Below are 22,906 nucleotides of genomic sequence, written 5' to 3'. Positions count from 1 at the left end.
GAGGAGGAAGAAAGTTGAGCCTGTTTCAATATCGACTACCCGAAGTACATAACATGCTGCACAGCAAAGAGATTTCGGTCAGCGAACTGACGGAAGAATCACTGGCTGCCATTACCGGGCGTGACGGGAAGGTGCATGCATTTTTAACTTTAAATGAGGAGGGCGCGCGGCTGTCCGCACGTGCTCTGGATGACAAGCTGGCTTCCGGTGCAGCGCGCGGTTTGCTGTTTGGTCTTCCTGCAGGAATTAAAGATAACATTGTGACCAAAGGACTGCGCACGACCTGTGCCAGCCAGTTTCTGGACAATTTCCAGCCGATATATGATGCAACAGTTGTTTCCAAACTGCGTCAGGCTGATGCTGTAACCATCGGCAAGCTGAACATGGACGAGTTCGCCATGGGCGGCTCCAATGAGAATTCTAGCTACGGGGCTGTGCGTAATCCTTGGGATCTGGAACGTGTTCCCGGGGGCTCCAGCGGCGGCTCGGCAGCTGCAGTAGCTGCCGGCGAAGTCTTTTTTGCCCTTGGCTCCGATACCGGCGGGTCCATCCGCCAGCCCGCTTCGTATTGCGGTGTGGTAGGACTTAAACCGACTTATGGTCTGGTTTCGCGTTACGGCCTGGTGGCATTTGCTTCGTCGCTCGATCAGATTGGTCCGCTTACCCGCACAGTGGAGGATTCCGCTTATGTGCTGCAGGCGATTGCCGGATATGACGCCCAGGATTCCACCTCGGCCAAAGTGAATATCCCTGATTACTTAAGCGCGCTTACCGGTGATATTTCCGGGCTTCGCATCGCTGTGCCGAAGGAGTATATCGGAGAAGGTGTAGATGCCTCCGTCCGTGAGAGTGTGCTGTCTGCACTTAAGGTGCTGGAAGATCTGGGTGCGGTCTGGGAAGAGGTTTCTCTTCCGCATACTGAATATGCTGTGGCGGCGTATTATTTGCTCTCCTCTTCGGAGGCGTCTTCCAACCTGGCCCGGTTTGACGGGGTGCGTTACGGTGCGCGTATAGATAACGGCGGCGGACTGCTTGATTTGTACCATAATTCCCGCAGCCACGGATTTGGGCCGGAAGTTAAACGCCGGATTATGCTCGGCACTTATGCGCTCAGCTCCGGTTATTATGATGCTTATTACTTGAAGGCGCAGAAAGTGCGCACCTTGATCAAGCAGGATTTCGACGAAGTATTTAAAAAATATGATGTCGTCATCGGACCGACTGCGCCAACTACAGCTTTCAAGCTGGGCTCACAGACGGAAGATCCGCTCACGATGTATTTGAATGATATTTTGACCATTCCGGTTAGTCTCGCCGGTATTCCGGCCGTCAGCATCCCTTGCGGTTTTGCCGAAGGCCTGCCTGTAGGTCTGCAAATTATCGGCAAGGAATTTGATGAGAGCACGGTACTGCGTGTTGCACACGCTTTTGAACAACATACAGATCATCATAAAGTACAGCCACAACTATAATTGCAGTCTTCGAAGCTTAGGCTCACAAAACTTTTAAGGGATGAGATCATTTATGTCTAAATACGAAACGGTCATCGGGCTGGAAGTTCATGTGGAGCTTCATACCAAGTCCAAAATCTTCTGCGGCTGCTCCACAGAATTTGGTGCTCCGCCCAATACGCACACCTGTCCCGTCTGTCTTGGTCATCCCGGCGTGCTGCCGGTGTTGAACCGCCAGGCGGTGGAATACGCGATGAAAGCAGCCATGGCGCTGAACTGCACCATCGGCGATGTCAGCAAGTTCGACCGCAAGAACTATTTTTACCCCGATTCGCCCAAAGCGTATCAGATCTCGCAATATGACCAGCCGATCGGCCTGAACGGCTGGATTGATATCGAAGTGAACGGTGAAACCAAACGGATCGGAATCACCCGCCTGCACCTGGAGGAAGACGCGGGCAAGCTGACTCATGTAGACGGCGGATTTGCTTCCCTCGTCGATTTCAACCGGGTAGGCACACCGCTGATCGAAATTGTCTCCGAACCGGATCTGCGCTCTCCTGAAGAGGCGCGCGCTTATCTGGAGAAGATACGGGCCATTATGCAATATTGCGACGTATCCGATGTGAAGATGGAAGAAGGCTCCATGCGCTGCGATGCGAACATAAGCCTGCGGCCGGCAGGTCAGGAAGAGTTCGGCATCCGGGCGGAGCTTAAGAACATGAACTCCTTCCGGGGTGTGCTGCGCGGTCTGGAGTACGAGCAATTCCGCCAAGGGGAAATCCTTGATGATGGCGGTATCGTCGTGCAGGAGACCCGCCGCTGGGATGAAGCGCAGGGCAAGACGTTATCCATGCGCGGCAAGGAAGAAGCTCACGATTACCGCTACTTTCCAGATCCGGATCTCATTGTCCTGCATATTGATGATGCTTGGAAAGAGTCCATCCGCGCTACGATTCCGGAGCTGCCGGATGCCCTCCAGCTGCGGTACAGTGAGGAGTATGGCCTTACCGCTTATGATGCGGGTGTGCTGACCTCTTCCAAGCCGCTGGCCGATTTCTTTGAAGGCTGCCTTGCTTATACAAAGGATGCCAAAGCTGTGGCCAACTGGATGATGGGCGATTTGCTGGGTTATCTGAACGGCAGCAATCTGGAATTGTCCCAGGTGAAGATTACACCGCAGGGTCTGGGCGAAATGATCGGCCTGATTTCAGGTGGTACGATCAGCAGCAAGATTGCCAAGACTGTCTTCAAGGAAATGCTGGAAAGCGGAAAGCTGCCGGGTGCAATCGTTGAAGAGAAGGGACTTGTTCAGATCAGCGACGAGGGCGCAATCAAAAAAATCGTTGAGGATGTAGTGGCTGCCAATCCGCAATCGGTGGAGGATTACAAGGCTGGCAAGCAAAAGGCAATCGGATTCCTGGTAGGTCAGGTTATGAAAGAAAGCAAAGGCAAAGCTAACCCGGGTCTGGTAAATACATTGCTGGCTGAAGTTTTGAACAGCTAGATTCCGCTTTTGGGTAATAGTAGACTATAGGATTATTAGCTCAGGGCTTGTCGGCAACGGCAGGCCCTGAGCGGCATATAAGGGGACTGTGCGGATGAACACAATTATCAAGCTTGATCTGCAGGATGAGATCATTCTTAGTGAGCTATGGAGCCTTCAGCATAAAGCTTACCGGCTGGAAGCGGAGATGATCGGATTCCATGAAATTCCGCCATTGCTGGAGACCAGAGATATGCTGAGCCAGTCTCAGGAGGATTTCTACGGCCGTTTCGACAGCAGCGGCGATCTGATGGGGGCTGTTGCCGTGCTGGAAGAGTCACCGGGCAAGCTGACTGTGACCCGAATGATGGTGAGTCCTGAGTATTTCCGCCAAGGGGTGGCAGGAAGCCTGCTGGAATTTATCTTTGCCCATTATCCGGGAATGGAGCAGTTTATTGTATCTACAGGGAAGCTCAATATTCCTGCAGTTACACTGTATACCAAACATGGGTTTATTCCAGCCGGAGTAGAGGAAGTAGCACCGGGTGTGGAACTGATTGAATTTTACCGGAGTGGTATGCTTTGAAAGTAATACAATTCTTTATGGAAGGAGGAGCCCGAAATGAGTTCTGAAAAGAAAGATGATTCCGCCAAGCTCCCGACAGAGGAAGGGATATATGATACAACTGCACAGGAGCAAGATGACGGGATAGAGCAGAAGAAGCCCTCAATCCCGCCTCGTCCAAAACGCCGTCCCCATCGTAAACGCAAATTTATTGCCGGACTGCTATCCGCATTAATTCCGGGGACGGGACATCTATATTTCGGGCTTCTCCGCAAAGGGATTTCTTTCATCTTTCTTATCCTGCTTGATATTGCGGCGCTGCTTTATTTTTCGTCCATCGGTATGCAGATCAACGTTCCGCTGCTGATATTGCTGGCCCTGATGATTCCGGTGCTGTATTTCTACAATGTATTTGATGCCCTGCAGTCTGCTGACCGGATTTTGCGCTTTCCCGGGGAACAGGACACTGAAACGCCAGCCCCTTCAAAATATGCCAAACGCCGTACCTTGGTGAGTGAGCCGGGAATCTCGTTTGGCCTGATGCTGCTCTTTGGCGGAGTGATGCTGTTCCTGTTCCGGCAGAAGCCGGCCTGGCTGCAAATGTTCATTCAGGATTATGCGGGAACGGTAATTGCCGCGGTGCTGATCGTCGGTGGTTTTTTACTGGGAGTCCGTGAGGTTGCGAAGGGATTATCCAGGAGCAGAGGCAATGAGCGGCGCATCCGCCGTGTCGGCCGATATACGGCCGCAGTCCTGCTTGCCAGTGTCGGCGTTCTTTTGCTGATGGATGCAAGAGATGGAACACATAATATGCTGCTGCTGCTAAAATGGTGGCCTGTTATACCGGTGCTGTGGGGTGCGGAATACCTGCTCATTTACTTTTTCTCGGGCCGCAGAGGTCAGACTGATTATGGTTCAAAAGCCCGGATGGATTTGCGCGGTCTGTTCTCATCTCTTATTTTGGCCGCCAGTGTATTTATCGTGGCAGAGCAGGAGCATTATTTGCATTTATGGAACCGGGTCAGCCTTAACCTTACCGCTGCCGCAGTGGATTACGGCGAAGCCAAGGGTAGCCATTTTCAAAAGCCCCCATTAATCGTACCGGTTGAGCTGGGCACCTCTAAACTAACTGTTGATGCCATCAACGGCGACATCATGATTCACCGAGCCCCGGTAGAGGATATTGAAATCACGGCTACAGTATGGGTGGATCAGCTTGATGGTGCAGTGGCAGAGGCGATATCGGAACAGTCCTTTGTGGAGGTCATTGAGGGTTCTAACATCAAAGTAACCCCAAAAACCAAGACTTATGGAGACTCCGGCAAACGCCAGCCGCGTATGGATCTTGACATTTCGCTTCCGGAGGACCGCCGCTTTAATCTGGAGGTGCGGACGATGAATGGCGGAATTACGCTGCAGAACGTGGAAGCCATTGAGGATATCTCTCTGGAGACCGGCAACGGCGCGATTGTTCTATACCGCATATACGGAAATGTAAAAGGAAAGACACTAAACGGGGAAGCCCGTGCCAGAACAGTTCAAGGGGACGTTGAGATGTCAACGAGCGGCGGGAATATGGCAGCTTGGGATGTTACAGGGGCATTGAAGCTGTCGACCGCTGTAGGCAATATAACGGCATCCGGCAACGGTGGTGAAGTGGATTTGTCCAGCAAGAATGGCAATCTGGCAATTGACGGTGCAATGGCTAAACTGCATGCTGAATCCCTAAATGGCAAAATTAATGCCCGATCAGAGTCCGTCGGAGGAGACTGGGATATTTACAGCGCAGTTGGCGACATTGATCTTTACGTGCCTTTATTTGGCGATTATAAGGTGGATGGATCCAGCGGTTATGGAGATATCGACACCGACCTGCCAGAGCTGACTATCGACAAAAAGACAATTTCCGGCAAAATCGGCAATGGCGAGTTCAAACTGCGAGTAGAAGGAAACAGCAACCTAAATGTGAGGAAATATTGAAATAAGTAATTTTTATTATATAATAATGAATATAATGTATCGACTCCGTTGACAACATCGAAAGTCCGGTCTTACAATTACTTTATAGCTTTATTATGTTTTTATTTTAAAGGCGGTGGAATTGATGGGTAGTGGCGTACAGCATGCATTGGAACAACTGAAGACTACCGGTGTCCGTATTACGCCTCAGCGTCATGCGATTCTTACGTATCTGATGGAAGCGTTGAATCATCCTACGGCAGACGATATTTACCGTGCGCTTGAGCCGCAGTTTCCGAGCATGAGTGTGGCAACTGTATATAACAATCTAAAGATGTTCATGGAAGCCGGTATGGTTCGCGAGTTGACTTATGGTGACAATTCAAGCCGTTTTGATGCAAATGTATCCGATCATTATCATGTCATCTGCCAGGTGTGCGGGAAGATCGAAGATTTCAGCTACGCCTCGCTGCATGAAGTGGAGCAGGCTGCCGAACAGGCTACAGAGTTTAAGATCCATGGTTTGCGGATGGAATTGTACGGTGTGTGTAAATGCTGCAGCGACAAGAAGCATTGAGATAACAGATTAGAATAACATTATGGGTATAATCGACTGCGATGTTTCGGACTGCAGGAGATTTGCCGGTTTTTCCAAAACGTGCGGAATCCGTAAGCGGAGGCTGCACGTTTTTTTGATAATTCTGCTATGACTTACTTAATCTATGAATAACTTCCAGTAGATTTTCGCAACCAAAGAGACTCACATAGCGTATACTTAAGATTGGATTGGTTATACGCGCACGCAAAATTAACTAAATATGTGGAGGATACATTTTGGACAGAAGACAGAGACAAAGACGCACCAAGAAGCGTGGAGGTCTTTTTCGCCGTTTATTAGGGCTTGTCATAATAGCCGCCGCTGCTTACTGGATTGTATTTTATGTACTGCCGAATCGGCAGCATATTGATCCTGACTGGAAAGAGATGGAACACCCTATTTTTGTCAAAGGAGAGTTTACAGGTTTTAACGCTAACGGTACAGGAGAGAGTCTGCTGCTGCCTCTGCCGCTTTTGCAGAAGTATGTTGATTCTTCCATTCGTTATGAAGAGGAGAGCAAATCAGCCATTCTTTCGACTGAGAGCGAGCTTCTATATATGCAAGAGAATTCAACCTCCGCCAGCCTGAACAACCAGCCGATTCAGCTTCGGCTTGCTCCTGAAGAAAAGGATGGAGTGACCTATCTTCCGGCCGACACCCTCGAAGATCTATATGGTTTTGAGGTAGAAGAGGATAGTGATACCGGAGCTGTACTGCTGATGACTGCCGGGGAGACAGTTCCGCTGGGCAAAGTGAAGGGGGAGGAAGACGACAGAACGAAGGCACTGCGCAGCGAGGCGTCAATTCATGCCCCCATTATCGCGGATATGCCTCGGGGAGCCGTGGTGAGGATCTGGAAGGCTGACAACCCGGACTGGCTGTATGTACAGCTGAGCAGTGGGTATACGGGATATGCCAAAGCCGGTGACATTCTGTCAGACGGGCAAAAAACTGTAGAAGAAAAAACTTCCACACCGTCGAGAGCGGAACGTAACTGGAAGGGCAAGCCGGTAAATCTGTTCTGGGAAGCAGTATACGAGCGTAAACCGGATCCGGCTAAGTTCGGTGATTTGCCTGGAGTCAATGTGGTTAGCCCTACGTGGTTTGAGATTGTAGACGTGCAGGGCAATGTGCGCAGTAAAGCGGACAAGGCTTACGTGCAGTGGGCGCACAAGCAGGACATGGAAGTCTGGGCTCTGCTCAGCAACAGCTTTGATGCCGATCTGACGACTGAGGCTTTAGCGAGCTATGAGAAGCGGATGAATACGATCGTACAAATGCTGGAGTTTGCTGATTTATATGATTTGGATGGTATCAATATCGACTTTGAGAATGTATACACCAAAGACGGTGAGAATGTTACGCAGTTTATGCGGGAGCTGAAGCCAATGGCCCAAGCCAAAAATCTCATTGTCTCCATTGATGTGACGCCTAAATCGAAGAGTGAAATGTGGTCTTTGTTTCTGGACCGGCGCGCACTCGGTACAGTTGTTGATTTCATGATGGTCATGGCGTACGATGAGCACTGGGCATCCAGTCCAAAGTCGGGCTCTGTTTCCTCGCTGCCTTGGGTGGAGAGCTCCATCAGCCGCATTATCGAGGAAGACGAGGTGCCTGCCGAGAAATTGATTCTCGGTGTCCCGCTGTATACCCGCATCTGGTCGGAAACAACAGAAAAGGGTAAAACCAAGGTGAGCTCCAAGGCTGTGAGCATGAATGCGGTTCAGGAGATTCTTACTGAGAAGAAGCTGACACCGAAGCTTGATAAGGATGCGGGCCAGAATTACGTTGAGTACAAGGAAGACGGGATTCTCCGTAAAATATGGATAGAGGATAAGCTCTCACTACAAGGGAGAGTTAAACTAGCCAAATCGTTTGGACTTGGCGGAGTGGCCTCCTGGACACGCAGCCTGGGCAATCAGGAAGCCTGGGAGACCCTGCAAACAATTCATCAATAATATAATCTGTCAGTAAGATAACAAGGGGCTCCCAGTCTGGGAGCCCCTTGTTTGTATGATTCATTCATTGGCTGTCGTTATTGCTTGAGCTGCTGAGTTTCGAGCTGCTCTGCAGTTATCGTAGCCTGCGCCGGGTCCCTTGTCAGAAGGGTATGGCAGAACATGCAGCGGTCTGTTTTCCCGAGCATCTTGGTCAGTTTGTGGCATTCCGGACATTCCAGCTGGACTGCGCTGGTGGACAGCATGCCTGCCCAGAAATAAATGGCGAGACTTGCCATCATGGAGATCAGGCCGATGACCAGACCGATAGCCGCGAATACTTTGCCTGCTGATCCCCAGAATACGATGCCTGCCGTTCCCAGAATCATGAGTCCCATTCCAAGCATGGTAAGCAGTAGTCCCCAGGTGCGAAAAGCATTGATTTTAGCCGATTTTAGCTTCATGAGTATTTACTCCTAACTAAAATATAGTTCGGTCGTCCAGGAGGAACTGATATGAATATGTAGAATATTATTATTTAAGAGGATTATAACTGACTGGACGCAAAATCGCCAAATTTGATGGAGGGAAGTATGGAACTATCCAATTTGACCCTGTTGAGTGGAGAAACGTTTGATGAGAATGTTCTGGGAGCTGTCACTTTGAGGCAGAAGGGTAATGCTCCGTTTCAGAGTGCGCTTCTTCATGACTTCGATATGGTAGTGCTGATGCTGCATGAAGATGAAGAGAAAGAACGGACTATAACCCATAGCATTGCCGGTGACCGTCGCACGCAGTCTGTGCATGTAGGCTTATCTGCCCTGGAGCGGGCTGTAATGGCGGGTGATAACAATGAACTTCTTACCAGCTTAATAGCTGGAGATGTGATTTGGGACCCTAAGGGAATATTAGGGGATATGCGCAGGGAGATCATGCAATTCCAGGGCCCGCTAAGAGAGCGGGTGCTGTTTATGGAATTTGCACGCTTTCAGCATATGTATGTTAAATCCAAACGGTATCTGGAAGCAAACTGTACCATGGATGCCTACAACTGTGTTTTGATTGCTTTGTATCATTGGGCGCGGATTGAAGTTAGTGAAGCGGGATTTTTCCCCGACCCTGCAGTATGGGAACAAGTCAAGAGTCTAAACACCCCTGTTCACAAGCTGTATGAAGAGCTTACGGTGAGTACCGAAACTCTAGATCAACGAGTCGAACTGATTCTGCTTGCCTGTGAATTTGCCCTAATGTCGAAGATGTCTGATTGTTGCAGATTGCTTTTGAATATCCTGGGCAGCCGAAAGGAATCATGGAGTATCAAAGAATTACTGCAGCATTCGGGCCTCAGCCAATTGGAAGCTGAACTGCCGCTTGTATTGCGCAAGCTTGTTTCCCGTTCACTAATAAGAGAGATTACTTCCTGGGCGGATGATGCCGGTGACGGTCATGCGGTACGTTACACCCGGTAAAGATAAAGAGCAGGATAGAGTGGCTATCCATAACGGGATGTTCCACCTGACAAAAGAGCATATGCTGTAGGATAGGGAGAGGCCGGGCGCTCTCTTTTTTTATTTGTACAGTTTCTGAATGAGATGATAAACGCAGGGAATATTTATAGTTGACTCTTTTGTTAATGGTGTGTTAAATTATAACTCGGCCCTCAGACACAATGACAAGCTGCAAAGCAAGCGTAAATCAACCGAAAAAAGAAATTAAAAAAAAGGTTGACTAAAACGAGGTTGCCGTGATATATTATAAAGGTCGCTGCTGACAAGCGACGACGACGAAAAACAAGAACTTGATCTTTGAAAACTGAACAACGAGTGAGTATGGAAATCACGTAAGTGAGATCCGAAAAAAGAGAATGTAAATTCTCGTCAGATGTTTCAAATTGAGCAATCGCTCTTTCTAAATACCAATTTGGAGAGTTTGATCCTGGCTCAGGACGAACGCTGGCGGCGTGCCTAATACATGCAAGTCGAGCGGAGTTATGAAGGAGCTTGCTCTGGAATAACTTAGCGGCGGACGGGTGAGTAACACGTAGGCAACCTACCTCTTTGACTGGGATAACTACCGGAAACGGTAGCTAATACCGGATAATTCCTTTGTTCACATGGACGGAGGATGAAAGGCGGAGCAATCTGCTACAAGGAGATGGGCCTGCGGCGCATTAGCTAGTTGGTGGGGTAACGGCTCACCAAGGCGACGATGCGTAGCCGACCTGAGAGGGTGAACGGCCACACTGGGACTGAGACACGGCCCAGACTCCTACGGGAGGCAGCAGTAGGGAATCTTCCGCAATGGGCGAAAGCCTGACGGAGCAACGCCGCGTGAGTGATGAAGGTTTTCGGATCGTAAAGCTCTGTTGCCAGGGAAGAACGTCCGGTAGAGTAACTGCTACCGGAGTGACGGTACCTGAGAAGAAAGCCCCGGCTAACTACGTGCCAGCAGCCGCGGTAATACGTAGGGGGCAAGCGTTGTCCGGAATTATTGGGCGTAAAGCGCGCGCAGGCGGCTATTTAAGTCTGGTGTTTAAACCTTGGGCTCAACCTGAGGTCGCACTGGAAACTGGGTGGCTTGAGTACAGAAGAGGAAAGTGGAATTCCACGTGTAGCGGTGAAATGCGTAGATATGTGGAGGAACACCAGTGGCGAAGGCGACTTTCTGGGCTGTAACTGACGCTGAGGCGCGAAAGCGTGGGGAGCAAACAGGATTAGATACCCTGGTAGTCCACGCCGTAAACGATGAGTGCTAGGTGTTAGGGGTTTCGATACCCTTGGTGCCGAAGTTAACACAGTAAGCACTCCGCCTGGGGAGTACGGTCGCAAGACTGAAACTCAAAGGAATTGACGGGGACCCGCACAAGCAGTGGAGTATGTGGTTTAATTCGAAGCAACGCGAAGAACCTTACCAGGTCTTGACATCCCTCTGAATCCACTAGAGATAGTGGCGGCCTTCGGGACAGAGGAGACAGGTGGTGCATGGTTGTCGTCAGCTCGTGTCGTGAGATGTTGGGTTAAGTCCCGCAACGAGCGCAACCCTTGACTTTAGTTGCCAGCAGGTAAGGCTGGGCACTCTAGAGTGACTGCCGGTGACAAACCGGAGGAAGGTGGGGATGACGTCAAATCATCATGCCCCTTATGACCTGGGCTACACACGTACTACAATGGCCGGTACAACGGGAAGCGAAGCCGCGAGGTGGAGCCAATCCCAGCAAAGCCGGTCTCAGTTCGGATTGCAGGCTGCAACTCGCCTGCATGAAGTCGGAATTGCTAGTAATCGCGGATCAGCATGCCGCGGTGAATACGTTCCCGGGTCTTGTACACACCGCCCGTCACACCACGAGAGTTTACAACACCCGAAGTCGGTGGGGTAACCCGCAAGGGAGCCAGCCGCCGAAGGTGGGGTAGATGATTGGGGTGAAGTCGTAACAAGGTAGCCGTATCGGAAGGTGCGGCTGGATCACCTCCTTTCTATGGAGAATCGTTTCCTGCAACGGAAACATTCAAATCGGAAGCTTAGCTTCCAAAACTCAGGTTTAGGCCTGTTACTCACTCGTTGGTCAGTTTTGAGAGTTTAAGCTCTCAAGTAGTACCTTGATCCTTGAAAACTGGATACCGAAACGAATTTGCGTTTTAGAACATCTTTTAGCTGAAACTTGTGTAAACAAGTTTTAATTATAGCGATGCTAGCGATTTTCCTAACGGAAAACGCATTGGTTAAGCTAATAAGAGCACACGGAGGATGCCTAGGCGCCAGGAGCCGACGAAGGACGTGGCGAACAACGAAACTGCCTCGGGGAGCTGTAAGCAAGCTTTGATCCGGGGGTGTCCGAATGGGGAAACCCAGCTGTGGTAATTCGCAGTTACTTCTCTCTGAATACATAGGAGAGATAGAGGCAGACCAGGGGAACTGAAACATCTAAGTACCCTGAGGAAGAGAAAACAATAGTGATTCCGTCAGTAGCGGCGAGCGAACGCGGAACAGCCTAAACCAAGGGGCTTGCCCCTTGGGGTTGTGGGACGTCTCACATGGAGTTACAAAGGAATATGGTAGGTGAAGAGGTCTGGAAAGGCCCGCGATAGAGGTAAAAGCCCTGTAGCCTAAACTGTGTTCTCTCCGAGACGGATCCCGAGTAGTGCGGGGCACGTGAAACCCCGTATGAATCCAGCAGGACCATCTGCTAAGGCTAAATACTACCTGGCGACCGATAGTGAAACAGTACCGTGAGGGAAAGGTGAAAAGCACCCCGGAAGGGGAGTGAAATAGAACCTGAAACCGTGTGCTTACAAAAAGTCAGAGCCCGATCTAGGGGTGATGGCGTGCCTTTTGTAGAATGAACCGGCGAGTTACGTTTAACATGCAAGGTTAAGGTGAGAAGCCGGAGCCGCAGCGAAAGCGAGTCTGAATAGGGCGATTTAGTATGTGGACGTAGACCCGAAACCGTGTGATCTACCCCTGTCCAGGGTGAAGGTGCGGTAACACGCACTGGAGGCCCGAACCCACGTATGTTGAAAAATGCGGGGATGAGGTGGGGGTAGCGGAGAAATTCCAATCGAACTCGGAGATAGCTGGTTCTCCCCGAAATAGCTTTAGGGCTAGCCTCGGTGAATGGAGTGGTGGAGGTAGAGCACTGATTGGGTGCGGGGCCCGCAAGGGTTACCAAGCTCAGTCAAACTCCGAATGCCATTAACTTCTTGCCGGGAGTCAGACAGTGAGTGCTAAGATCCATTGTCAAAAGGGAAACAGCCCAGACCATCAGCTAAGGTCCCCAAGTGTGTGTTAAGTGGGAAAGGATGTGGAGTTGCACAGACAACCAGGATGTTGGCTTAGAAGCAGCCACCATTGAAAGAGTGCGTAATAGCTCACTGGTCGAGTGACTCTGCGCCGAAAATGTAACGGGGCTAAACACACCACCGAAGCTATGGCTAGATGCTTTGCATCTGGGGTAGGGGAGCGTTGTATGTGGGTTGAAGGTGTACCGTAAGGAGCGCTGGACAGCATACAAGTGAGAATGCCGGTATGAGTAACGAAAAGATCAGTGAGAATCTGATCCGCCGAAAGCCCAAGGTTTCCTGAGGAAGGCTCGTCCGCTCAGGGTAAGTCGGGACCTAAGGCGAGGCCGAAAGGCGTAGTCGAAGGACAACAGTTTGAAATTACTGTACCACCGTAATCCGCTATGAGCGATGGGGTGACGCAGGAGGGTAGTGACGCGGACTGATGGATGTCCGTCTAAGCAGTGAGGCTGGTGTGTAGGCAAATCCGCACACCGTTAAGGCTGGGCTGTGATGGGGAGCGAAAATTATAGTAGCGAAGGTCATGATCTCACACTGCCAAGAAAAGCCTCTAGCCAGGAGAAGGTGCCCGTACCGCAAACCGACACAGGTAGGCGAGAAGAGAATTCTAAGGCGCGCGGAAGAACTCTCGTTAAGGAACTCGGCAAAATGACCCCGTAACTTCGGGAGAAGGGGTGCCTCGGTAGGGTGAATAGCCCGAGGGGGCCGCAGTGAAAAGGCCCAAGCGACTGTTTAGCAAAAACACAGGTCTGTGCGAAGCCGCAAGGCGAAGTATACGGGCTGACGCCTGCCCGGTGCTGGAAGGTTAAGGGGAGCGGTTAGGAGCAATCCGAAGCTGTGAACCGAAGCCCCAGTAAACGGCGGCCGTAACTATAACGGTCCTAAGGTAGCGAAATTCCTTGTCAGGTAAATTCTGACCCGCACGAATGGCGTAACGACTTGGGCGCTGTCTCAACGAGAGATCCGGTGAAATTTTAATACCTGTGAAGATGCAGGTTACCCGCGACAAGACGGAAAGACCCCATGGAGCTTTACTGCAGCTTGATATTGAATTTGGGTACGATCTGTACAGGATAGGTGGGAGCCGTAGAGGCAGGAGCGCAAGCTTCTGCGGAGGCGCCGTTGGGATACCACCCTGATCGTATCTAGGTTCTAACCTGGTACCCTAAACGGGTACGGGGACCGTGTCAGGCGGGCAGTTTGACTGGGGCGGTCGCCTCCTAAAGAGTAACGGAGGCGTTCAAAGGTTCCCTCAGAATGGTTGGAAATCATTCGAAGAGTGCAAAGGCATAAGGGAGCTTGACTGCGAGACCTACAAGTCGAGCAGGGACGAAAGTCGGACTTAGTGATCCGGTGGTACCGCATGGAAGGGCCATCGCTCAACGGATAAAAGCTACCCTGGGGATAACAGGCTTATCTCCCCCAAGAGTCCACATCGACGGGGAGGTTTGGCACCTCGATGTCGGCTCATCGCATCCTGGGGCTGAAGTAGGTCCCAAGGGTTGGGCTGTTCGCCCATTAAAGCGGTACGCGAGCTGGGTTCAGAACGTCGTGAGACAGTTCGGTCCCTATCTGTCGTGGGCGCAGGAAATTTGAGAGGAGCTGTCCTTAGTACGAGAGGACCGGGATGGACGTACCGCTGGTGCATCAGTTGTTCCGCCAGGAGCATGGCTGAGTAGCTACGTACGGACGGGATAAGCGCTGAAAGCATCTAAGCGTGAAGCCCCCCTCAAGATGAGATTTCCCAATCAGTAAGACCCCTTGAAGACGACGAGGTAGATAGGTTGGAGGTGGAAGTGCAGCAATGCATGGAGCTGACCAATACTAATCGGTCGAGGGCTTATCCAACAAATTAAGACGCAGATTCGTTTCGGATTCAGTTTTCAGGTGATCAAGCCTGATATGTAATATTCCCTGATAGCTCAGTTGGTAGAGCACTCGACTGTTAATCGAGTTGTCACAGGTTCGAGTCCTGTTCGGGGAGCCATATGGAGAGGTGTCCGAGTTTGGCCGAAGGAGCACGATTGGAAATCGTGTAGGCGCCACAAGCGTCTCGAGGGTTCGAATCCCTCTCTCTCCGCCATAAATTTTTACAGGTATGGCCCGTTGGTCAAGGGGTTAAGACACCTCCCTTTCACGGAGGTAACATGGGTTCGAATCCCATACGGGTCACCATTTTTTCACTTGATTTCATATAGTGAAATTGCTACAATAACAATTGTTCGTTTATGGAGGCTTAGCTCAGCTGGGAGAGCATCTGCCTTACAAGCAGAGGGTCGGGGGTTCGATCCCCTCAGCCTCCACCATTGTAACTTTTAAATGAATACTTTTCTTACTGACGCGGGGTGGAGCAGCCCGGTAGCTCGTCGGGCTCATAACCCGAAGGCCGCAGGTTCAAATCCTGCCCCCGCAACCAATTTGGAACCGTGGTGTAGTTGGCCTAACATGCCTGCCTGTCACGCAGGAGATCGCGGGTTCGAATCCCGTCGGTTCCGCCATCAATACCTTAACAACTTATATGGCTCGGTAGCTCAGTCGGTAGAGCAAAGGACTGAAAATCCTTGTGTCGGGGGTTCGATTCCCTCCCGCGCCACCATTTTCTTTAACTGAATATGCCGGTGTAGCTCAATTGGTAGAGCAACTGACTTGTAATCAGTAGGTTGGGGGTTCAAGTCCTCTCGCCGGCACCATCTGTGGAGGCTTAGCGAAGTGGCCAAACGCATCAGACTGTAAATCTGCTCACGTACGTGTTCGGTGGTTCGAATCCATCAGCCTCCACCATCCTTAGGGGCATAGTTTAAAGGTAGAACAACGGTCTCCAAAACCGTTGGTGTGGGTTCAATTCCTGCTGCCCCTGCCAATGAAAATTTTAAAGCTTAATATGGCGACCGTGGCGAAGGGGTTAACGCACCGGATTGTGGTTCCGGCATTCGTGGGTTCGAGACCCATCGGTCGCCCCATTTCTTTAAAACAAGATTGGCAAATTGTTAGTAACAGCTTCATATGGCGACTGTGGCGAAGGGGTTAACGCACCGGATTGTGGTTCCGGCATTCGTGGGTTCGAGACCCATCAGTCGCCCCATTTTTATCTAAAATGTTATTGGGGATTAGCCAAGCGGTAAGGCAACGGACTTTGACTCCGTCATGCATAGGTTCAAATCCTATATCCCCAGCCATTTTGCGGACGTGGCTCAGCGGTAGAGCATCGCCTTGCCAAGGCGAGGGTCGCGGGTTCGATTCCCGTCGTCCGCTCCATTTTTGTGGCGCCATAGCCAAGTGGTAAGGCAAAGCTCTGCAAAAGCTTTATCCCCAGTTCGAGTCTGGGTGGCGCCTCCATTATTTTTTGAACTGATTGTTATCATTATCTATACGCCGGCGTGGCGGAATGGCAGACGCGCTCGACTCAAAATCGAGTGGGAAACCGTGGAGGTTCGAGTCCTCTCGCCGGTACCAACTACAACCTTTAGAAGTCCATTGATATTATATCAATGGACTTTTTTGTGTAATTATTAAGTACAAACTTGGACATAAGGAGATGTGTGGTGTCGGAGAGTAATGGAATACAATGTCCTGACATATAACATAGTTTCCTTTTCAAATGGATATGTATATGCGCGCGGTGGGCCGTGTGCATATTAACAAGGCATCACTATGCTTTCATAAGGTGAAGGATAAGTGTTAGTTCAAGCTGCTGATGGTAAGTCAGCATCATAGCATTAACTTTATGACGAAGCTCCCCCTCATCCGAGCGGGCTGCCCCCAATACCGTGACGTTGGCCGGGCAGAAGTATCATAATCCCTTTCTCTAGTCATGGCGATTCATCCCACCACAGGATGATTTTAGCCGGAGAAGTGGTTGCTCAAGCCCCGTTTTGGGACTGTCACAGCGCTTCCGCTTCGTCGCTTCTGGATTTCACAGAGGAGAGAGGAACGTACTTGAAACAAGCATTATGAAGTTTTCAAGGATCAAATTGTAATCAAGGAAGTAAATATATGATGATTGCTTCCTGTTATATAAATGGGGATTAGGAGTGAAAAGGGAAACTGTTTCCTGGGAATTTTCTCGAAATAGAGTGTGTAAAAAAGAACTGGCCCCGTGTAGTAAGATACACAGAGCCAGTCCCTTTTTTATTCGTAGTGACTAAGATCAAAGCGATGAACTACCATGATCTAGGCAATCGTCATCTGCTGTTTGCACGCCGGTTCCATTTGTTTTTGCGTACTTAATAATAACTGGCTCATAATGAGCAATTAAAGCTGATAACCTCCATCAGAACAGGCACTTCGCAGAACCAACAAATTGATCCCTAGCCGCACCCAGACCAAAGATACCGAGTAGAGCAGAAGCGCCAACCAATATCAGGAGTGGAACGCTCCAACTATGAGTGGCATCATGCAAGTATCCAATCAGCGCTGGGCCAATTGCTGCTAGTAGATATCCGATGGATTGGGCCATGCCCGATAATTCAGCCGCCTGATGGGCACTTTGGGTACGCAAGCCGAAAAACATCATGGACAAGCCAAAGGCAAAGCCCGCCCCAATACCAAGAATAATAACCCAAAACAGAACCAGATGGATACTGCTATAGAGAAGTCCAAGTGTTCCGATCAAAAGCAGAATCGTTGTAATAACCACTAACAACCGTTGGTTAGGCATGCGTCCAGCTATAACAGGAACGACAAATGCAAAGGGGAGTGAAGCCATAATCAGAATCGAGAGAAACCAGCCGGATTGACTTGAACTGATGCCTTGATCTTTTAGTATTTCAGGCAGCCATGCCACCAGCACATAAAAAATGGCCGATTGTATTCCCATAAAAAGAGTTACCTGCCAAGCCAACGGAGAGCGCCATATATTGATCTGATGGTTGTTCCCTGCGCTGCTGGCAACAGCGGCTGGTTTCGCTGGAGCCTTGAGTTGCGGTACCCAAAAGAGAATGGAGATGACGCTAAGTATCCCCCATACTCCCAAGGCACCTTGCCAGTTCAAGCCTGCCCCCACAGCTAAGGGAACACTAATGCCGGAAGCAATTGCCCCGCATAGATTCATGGAAACAGAATAAACCCCTGTCATAGTACCCATTTGCTGCGGAAATTCCCGTTTAATCAGGCTCGGTAGTAACACATTACATATGGTGATAGCAAACCCCAGAACTGCGGTTCCAACATATAAGGTCACCGCTCCGGATAACGAGCGAACAACAATACCGATGACCAAAAAAATAAGGGAAATCAGGATAATACGTTCTACACCATATTTACGTCCTAATTTTGGTACAAAAGGTGATAATAATGCAAATGCAATCAGTGGAACTGTGGTAATCAGGCCTGCTAAGGTATTTGAAATATGCACGTTCTCCCGAATAATACTGACTAATGGCCCCACCGATGTGAGGGGAGCACGCAAATTCGCTGCGATAAAAATAATTCCTACGATCATGAACCATAATGTAGCTTGCTTGCGAATGCCGGTACTGGATATTTTATCCTGTTTTTTTAACAATTGTTCTGGCGAACTCATAAGGGTTCCTCCTGCGTTTTAAGTTAATTAATCGTCAATTTCATCCATGTGGAGGAAGTAACCTTAAGAGGGAATGTATTGTACATCACCAAACTGTGGGCGAAAAACGACTGTAATGTCCAACAGCGGCAAGCAATGCTTCGTGCTTTCCTTGTTCTTCAATGCTATATGCGGTACGACCACAATTTGATCTGCTCTCTTTATGGTTGCCAGACGGTGAGCAATCATCAAAGTTGTTCTTCTCGCTGAAAGCTCAGCAAGAGAATGCTGAATTGAAGTTCGGTATCCAGTGCAGTGGGGGTCTGGTCCAGGATCAGGATGGGCGAATTCTTGAGGAACATCCGTAAATAGCCAGTCACTGTTTTTGTCCCCCGGACAATCTACCCCACGTTCTCCGATCACTGTATCCATCCCTTCAGGTTGTGCATGGATAAAGGTCTCTAGTTAAGCCCGGTGTGTGGCTTCCCAGATTTCGTCATACGCTATATTCTGTACGGGCCTTTTCAATGTATAAACGAACAGCCTCCTCGGCTTGATGGCAATCCTGATTGGCAATGGCTTGATAAAGCAGGTCATGAGAGTCGTGATAAAAAGCTGCATTTTTGAAGTCCTTCGTTTCCAAAACCATGTTTTGCAGCGCCTCGGAAATATGATTGTACAAATTCGCCATCAATTGGTTATGTGAAGCAGCAATCACCATTTTGTGAAACTCGACATCCCAGTGAGCATAAGCTTTGAGATCCTGCTGGCTGGCTGCTTGTCTGCACTGGTCCAAGCATGTCCGAATCGCCTCCAAATCTTCTTCGCCTCTCCTGAGGGTAGCCAGGACAGCAGCCTCTCTTTCCAATGCATATCGGACCTCCAGGCTCTCTAGCTTATCGGTATGCTGAATCACTTTTTTAATCACTGACCCCAAAACACTTGAGGAGCAGACATAGGTCCCATCCCCTTGTCTGGTCTTCAGCAGACCCGCATACGTTAAAGCCCGAATGGCTTCCCTCAAGGTATTACGGCTGACTTGAAGCTGTTCCATTAGCTCGGGCTCTGGAGGAATACGCATCCCTACTTGCCATTCGCTGTTTTCGATCTTCTCCTGGATCTGGTAGGCCACCTGTTCCACCAAGGTTAAACGTTGAGTTTGAGTTAACAACAGCATTACTCCTTTACGAAACGTAGGATGTTTGGTATTTCGGTGTTATTATATCAGATTGACTTTAACTTGGAAAGATGAAATTGATAATGATTATCATCAAGTTTTTTCATAGAATCCAATTGAAAGGTAGGAATAACTGGCTCATAACGAGTGATCAACGTGGCTTCTGCTTCCTTGTCACCATTTTGCGCTAAATGGAGCAGAGTAGAAGTACTATTCATGTTTATCCTCCTTTTATCATCCAATTGCAAAATATCAGCGCTGTATGATAAAGCGGGAGGAGGGAAGACTGCGACAAGCAAAACGAGCCTTTACTTCTGTTGTGGTGACGAACTAAAAAGTTGATATCGATCTCGAAATTGACAACATCCGAAGGAACAACATAAGAGTGAATCACACCTCAGTTTCTCAAAAAAAAAAAATATTTGATGAATTACTGAACTGAACAGTGAAAAGTTCCTTCAGCTGCTTTCACAGTCAGGCGGATGTCCCGTTGCGCTTTCTCGTCTTCCACCAACTCCAAGGGATGGACCTCTCCCTTTTTCAAATACCGGTTGAGCTTCGGCATGGGTTTGCTACAAAGTGGTTCTGTGGCAGGTGTACCGGGACGTTCCGAAGCATGAGGCCGATGACAATGACACGAACCAATGAAAAGCGACTCCACAATTGCGTCACACTGAACACAATTGATATTGATAATCAATATCAATTGTGTTAATATGATTTTGTTCTCTTGTGAACAAAAAATAATCTATTGCTGACACTGAACTTGGTCTGCAGCTACTACAAGAAAGGGGAGATTACGAAATTGGAGTTTCAAAATCATTTTAAAGGTCATCTTTACGAGCAATATATTAGAATGCTGCATCTGAATGAGCTGTATACTGAGCAAGAATTTAACTCGTTTCGGCAACAGGCCAGAAAGTACCAGATTGACATGCTCTCCAACAATATTACTAGTGTACACGTTATTGATTGCATTGGTGATTATGAACCGATAAATCATACCGGGATTGTGGAGAAGATGGGGTTGTCCAAAGCTGGCATTACTAAAATTAGTGCAAAGCTGCTGGAAATGGGCTTCATTATGAGAAGTCAACTGAACAACAATCGTAAGGAGATTTACTTTAGTTTAACGGATAAGGGAAGACACGTTTATCATTTGCATAAAGAGCTGCACAAAGAAAAAGAAGAAAGGTTTTACCAATTCATTGAATCCTATTCAGAGGCTGAGCTGCAGATTATTGGAAAATTTATGAGTGATTTGGTGGCACGTGCCGAAGATTACTCCGAAGGGAAGTTTACAATAAATGACGACATTAAAGATTGAGGAATTAAGATCCAAGATTGAAGGGAAAGAAATTTTAAAAGGGCTCACACTGGAGATTCATGGCGGAGAGATTCATGCGATTATGGGGCCTAACGGGACGGGGAAAAGTACGTTGGCTTCAGCTTTAATGGGCCATCCAAAATATGAGGTTACTGGCGGCAAGGTGACATTAGACAATGAAGACCTTCTGGAGATGGAGGTGGATGAGCGTGCCCAGGCAGGCTTGTTCCTCGCTATGCAATACCCAAGTGAAATTGCCGGGGTGACCAACTCGGACTTTCTCAGAAGTGCCATCAATGCACGGCGTGAAGAAGGCGATGAGATATCCTTGATTCGTTTTATCCGTGAAATGGAGAGCAAAATGAAGGGGCTGGAGATGAACCCGGAATTTGCGCATCGTTATTTGAATGAGGGATTCTCCGGCGGTGAAAAAAAGCGGAATGAGATTTTGCAAATGATGCTGCTTGAACCCAAGTTTGTGATCCTGGATGAAGTGGATTCCGGGCTTGATATTGATGCACTGCGTATTGTGGCCAATGGCGTAAATGAGATGCGCAGCCCGGGTAGAGGCTTTTTAATCATCACCCATTATCAGCGCCTGCTGAACTATATTACCCCGGATTTTGTGCATGTCATGATGCAAGGCCGGATAGTTAAATCTGGCGGCCCGGAGCTTGCCCACCGTTTAGAGGCTGAAGGATACGATTGGGTAAAAGAAGAGCTTGGGATTACGGATGAGACGGTAGGCGAGGAAGTTTGAAAGCTGAAGAGGAGGAAAAGCAAGTGGGTATACAAGCAAAAATTTCAATGAATGCGAACGCTTTATGCGCTTGGTCAAGTGCTAAGGATGAACCTCGTTGGTTGCTTGAACGCCGGATTCGGGCACTCGAGCTGGCAGAGACGCTGGAGCTGCCTAAAGTGGAGAAAATCAAACTTGAAAAATGGGATATCTACGAAAGTGGTGGTTACAAAGCTGAGAATGCGTGGTCAGGTTTGGAAGATGCGCCGGAGGTTGTTCGAGGTTTGTTTGCCTCTCCGGTGGAAGGCGGACTCATCGTTCAGATCAATTCGGATGTAGTGTACACAGAATTGTCGGCTGATTTAGCCGCACAGGGAGTGATTTTAACTGATTTGCATACTGCTGCGAGAGAACATGAGGAATTGGTTCAATGTTACCTCGACCGGGCTGTGAAGCCGGAAGAGCACAGATTGTCTGCTGTGCACAGTGCCTTATGGAGTGGTGGCGTTTTTCTATATGTCCCGGACGGTATAGAGGTTGAAGTTCCCATTCAAGCGATCTTTTATAGCGATACGAGCGGGGCGCTTTTTGCTCCTCACATCTTGATTGTGACTGGTAACAACAGCAAGATCAGCTATGTGGATCATTGTATATCGAGCAGAGATGATATCAAGGTTTTGCATAATGGTGTGGTAGAGGTGTTTGCAGGGGCAGGCTCCAAGGTGCAGGTCGCTTCTGTTCATCAGCTTGCTGCAGCAACAACGGACTTCACCCAGCGGCGTGCGATTGTGCTTGCGGATGGCGGTGTAGAATGGATTGTCGGCGAGATGAATAATGGCTATACCGCCAGTGATACCAAGACATTACTCCAGGGCAACGGGTCCATCTCTGACGCTAAGGTGATTGCGATAGGCTCTGGGGACCAGAAATTGAGTTATACTACGCAAGCTCAGCATTTTGGCAGAAGCTCGGTGAGCCAAATGATCACACGCGCAGTAATGCGTGAAGAAGCTACGGCCATTATCAACGGGATTACAAAAATTGAAAAAGGTGCAACCCATTGTGATGGTCAGCAAACAGAACGTGTACTGATGTTAAGTCCAAATGCGCGCGGTGATGCCAATCCGATCCTGCTGATAGATGAGGATGATGTAACCGCCGGTCATGCTGCATCCGTGGGGCAAGTAAATGCGGAACAAATCTATTATCTGATGTCTCGTGGGATCTCACGGAGCGAAGCCGAATATCTTGTTATTTTCGGATTCCTCGCTCCTGTCATTTCGGAGATCCCGCTGGAGGGAGTGCGTAGCCGCCTGCAGGATGTAGTGGAGAAAAAGCTTGGCAGATTATAGGGAATCTGAGCCAATCAAA

General features: G+C 49.2%; 14 protein-coding genes, 16 tRNA genes, 2 rRNA genes and 1 pseudogene. 28 read left to right on the top strand and 5 right to left on the bottom strand.

Annotated features, from left to right (window positions below; all coding sequences use genetic code 11):
- Positions 1 to 14: 14 nt before the first annotated feature.
- The 6 genes from gatA to NST99_RS29160 all read left to right on the top strand — a co-directional run bounded on the left by gatA (position 15) and on the right by NST99_RS29160 (position 8,017).
- Positions 15 to 1,472, top strand: a complete 1,458-nt coding sequence (gene gatA / locus NST99_RS29185) for an Asp-tRNA(Asn)/Glu-tRNA(Gln) amidotransferase subunit GatA (RefSeq protein ID WP_341096376.1) — start codon at positions 15 to 17, stop codon at positions 1,470 to 1,472.
- Between the two features lie 40 nt (positions 1,473 to 1,512).
- Positions 1,513 to 2,958 (top strand): Asp-tRNA(Asn)/Glu-tRNA(Gln) amidotransferase subunit GatB, encoded by a 1,446-nt coding sequence (gene gatB / locus NST99_RS29180; RefSeq protein WP_038596532.1) that lies wholly within the window; start codon positions 1,513 to 1,515, stop codon positions 2,956 to 2,958.
- 94 nt (positions 2,959 to 3,052) lie between these two features.
- On the top strand, positions 3,053 to 3,523 hold the full coding sequence (locus NST99_RS29175) for a GNAT family N-acetyltransferase (RefSeq protein WP_341096375.1): 471 nt from the start codon (positions 3,053 to 3,055) through the stop codon (positions 3,521 to 3,523).
- A gap of 36 nt (positions 3,524 to 3,559) precedes the next feature.
- A complete protein-coding gene (locus NST99_RS29170) occupies positions 3,560 to 5,482 on the top strand; it encodes a DUF4097 family beta strand repeat-containing protein (RefSeq protein ID WP_341096374.1) in 1,923 nt (640 codons plus the stop codon).
- Between the two features lie 124 nt (positions 5,483 to 5,606).
- A complete protein-coding gene (locus tag NST99_RS29165) occupies positions 5,607 to 6,038 on the top strand; it encodes a Fur family transcriptional regulator (protein WP_038596527.1) in 432 nt (143 codons plus the stop codon).
- A 257-nt stretch (positions 6,039 to 6,295) separates the two neighbouring features.
- Positions 6,296 to 8,017 (top strand): glycosyl hydrolase family 18 protein, encoded by a 1,722-nt coding sequence (locus tag NST99_RS29160; protein ID WP_341096373.1) that lies wholly within the window; start codon positions 6,296 to 6,298, stop codon positions 8,015 to 8,017.
- Between the two features lie 77 nt (positions 8,018 to 8,094).
- Here the strand turns inward: NST99_RS29160 and NST99_RS29155 are convergent, their stop codons facing one another.
- The gene (locus tag NST99_RS29155) at positions 8,095 to 8,460 is read right to left on the bottom strand and encodes a DUF2614 family zinc ribbon-containing protein (RefSeq protein WP_038596523.1); all 366 of its coding nucleotides are present in this window, start codon (positions 8,458 to 8,460) and stop codon (positions 8,095 to 8,097) included.
- A 129-nt stretch (positions 8,461 to 8,589) separates the two neighbouring features.
- Between NST99_RS29155 and NST99_RS29150 the strand changes: the two genes are divergently transcribed.
- The 19 genes from NST99_RS29150 to NST99_RS29060 all read left to right on the top strand — a co-directional run bounded on the left by NST99_RS29150 (position 8,590) and on the right by NST99_RS29060 (position 16,245).
- The gene (locus NST99_RS29150; RefSeq protein ID WP_341096372.1) at positions 8,590 to 9,465 is read left to right on the top strand and encodes a nucleotidyltransferase-like protein; all 876 of its coding nucleotides are present in this window, start codon (positions 8,590 to 8,592) and stop codon (positions 9,463 to 9,465) included.
- A 448-nt stretch (positions 9,466 to 9,913) separates the two neighbouring features.
- Positions 9,914 to 11,469 (top strand): 16S ribosomal RNA (locus NST99_RS29145).
- 244 nt (positions 11,470 to 11,713) lie between these two features.
- Positions 11,714 to 14,640 (top strand): 23S ribosomal RNA (locus NST99_RS29140).
- Together the 16S and 23S rRNA genes with 16 tRNA genes alongside form the textbook arrangement of a ribosomal RNA operon.
- Before the next feature lie 63 nt (positions 14,641 to 14,703).
- Positions 14,704 to 14,779: transfer RNA gene (locus tag NST99_RS29135), tRNA-Asn, on the top strand.
- Between the two features lie 3 nt (positions 14,780 to 14,782).
- Positions 14,783 to 14,875 (top strand) — tRNA-Ser (locus tag NST99_RS29130).
- 17 nt (positions 14,876 to 14,892) lie between these two features.
- Positions 14,893 to 14,967: transfer RNA gene (locus NST99_RS29125), tRNA-Glu, on the top strand.
- A gap of 55 nt (positions 14,968 to 15,022) precedes the next feature.
- Positions 15,023 to 15,098, top strand: a tRNA-Val gene (locus NST99_RS29120).
- Positions 15,099 to 15,131: 33 nt separating this feature from the next.
- Positions 15,132 to 15,208 (top strand) — tRNA-Met (locus NST99_RS29115).
- A 4-nt stretch (positions 15,209 to 15,212) separates the two neighbouring features.
- Positions 15,213 to 15,290: transfer RNA gene (locus NST99_RS29110), tRNA-Asp, on the top strand.
- Positions 15,291 to 15,312: 22 nt separating this feature from the next.
- Positions 15,313 to 15,388 (top strand) — tRNA-Phe (locus NST99_RS29105).
- Positions 15,389 to 15,406: 18 nt separating this feature from the next.
- Positions 15,407 to 15,482: transfer RNA gene (locus tag NST99_RS29100), tRNA-Thr, on the top strand.
- A 5-nt stretch (positions 15,483 to 15,487) separates the two neighbouring features.
- Positions 15,488 to 15,573: transfer RNA gene (locus NST99_RS29095), tRNA-Tyr, on the top strand.
- 5 nt (positions 15,574 to 15,578) lie between these two features.
- Positions 15,579 to 15,652, top strand: a tRNA-Trp gene (locus tag NST99_RS29090).
- Between the two features lie 24 nt (positions 15,653 to 15,676).
- Positions 15,677 to 15,752 (top strand) — tRNA-His (locus NST99_RS29085).
- 46 nt (positions 15,753 to 15,798) lie between these two features.
- Positions 15,799 to 15,874 (top strand) — tRNA-His (locus NST99_RS29080).
- Positions 15,875 to 15,893: 19 nt separating this feature from the next.
- A tRNA-Gln gene (locus NST99_RS29075) sits at positions 15,894 to 15,968 on the top strand.
- Positions 15,969 to 15,972: 4 nt separating this feature from the next.
- Positions 15,973 to 16,047, top strand: a tRNA-Gly gene (locus tag NST99_RS29070).
- Between the two features lie 7 nt (positions 16,048 to 16,054).
- Positions 16,055 to 16,128 (top strand) — tRNA-Cys (locus NST99_RS29065).
- A 35-nt stretch (positions 16,129 to 16,163) separates the two neighbouring features.
- A tRNA-Leu gene (locus tag NST99_RS29060) sits at positions 16,164 to 16,245 on the top strand.
- A gap of 817 nt (positions 16,246 to 17,062) precedes the next feature.
- Here NST99_RS29060 and NST99_RS29055 read toward each other — a convergent pair.
- The 4 genes and pseudogenes from NST99_RS29055 to NST99_RS29040 all read right to left on the bottom strand — a co-directional run bounded on the left by NST99_RS29055 (position 17,063) and on the right by NST99_RS29040 (position 19,687).
- On the bottom strand, positions 17,063 to 18,313 hold the full coding sequence (locus NST99_RS29055) for a CynX/NimT family MFS transporter (protein ID WP_341096371.1): 1,251 nt from the start codon (positions 18,311 to 18,313) through the stop codon (positions 17,063 to 17,065).
- Positions 18,314 to 18,398: 85 nt separating this feature from the next.
- Positions 18,399 to 18,805: pseudogene (locus tag NST99_RS29050) on the bottom strand (multidrug ABC transporter ATP-binding protein); the annotation flags it as partial.
- Entirely contained in the window at positions 18,789 to 19,463 is a 675-nt protein-coding gene (locus tag NST99_RS29045; RefSeq protein ID WP_341096370.1) for a FadR/GntR family transcriptional regulator, read from the bottom strand. The pseudogene NST99_RS29050 and the gene NST99_RS29045, both read right to left, overlap by 17 nt.
- 53 nt (positions 19,464 to 19,516) lie before the next feature.
- Positions 19,517 to 19,687, bottom strand: coding sequence for a hypothetical protein (locus NST99_RS29040; protein WP_341096369.1), 171 nt, complete (start codon positions 19,685 to 19,687; stop codon positions 19,517 to 19,519).
- Between the two features lie 587 nt (positions 19,688 to 20,274).
- On the opposite strand from NST99_RS29040, the gene NST99_RS29035 reads away from it, so the two are divergent.
- Genes NST99_RS29035 through sufD form a run of 3 tightly spaced genes read left to right on the top strand, consistent with a single transcriptional unit; the run spans position 20,275 to position 22,887 of the window.
- A complete protein-coding gene (locus NST99_RS29035) occupies positions 20,275 to 20,796 on the top strand; it encodes a MarR family transcriptional regulator (protein ID WP_341096368.1) in 522 nt (173 codons plus the stop codon).
- Positions 20,777 to 21,556, top strand: coding sequence for a Fe-S cluster assembly ATPase SufC (gene sufC, locus NST99_RS29030; RefSeq protein WP_341096367.1), 780 nt, complete (start codon positions 20,777 to 20,779; stop codon positions 21,554 to 21,556). Before NST99_RS29035 ends, sufC begins: the two co-directional genes overlap by 20 nt.
- 23 nt (positions 21,557 to 21,579) lie before the next feature.
- Positions 21,580 to 22,887: a Fe-S cluster assembly protein SufD gene (sufD, locus tag NST99_RS29025; RefSeq protein WP_445744998.1), complete on the top strand. Its 1,308-nt coding sequence runs from the start codon at positions 21,580 to 21,582 to the stop codon at positions 22,885 to 22,887.
- Positions 22,888 to 22,906: the final 19 nt, after the last annotated feature.

The organism is Paenibacillus sp. FSL L8-0470 (genome assembly GCF_038008625.1).
GTDB lineage: Bacteria > Bacillota > Bacilli > Paenibacillales > Paenibacillaceae > Paenibacillus_AQ.
The sequence above is the reverse complement of the archived record's forward strand: the minus strand, read 5'-3'. Positions and strand labels throughout refer to the sequence as shown.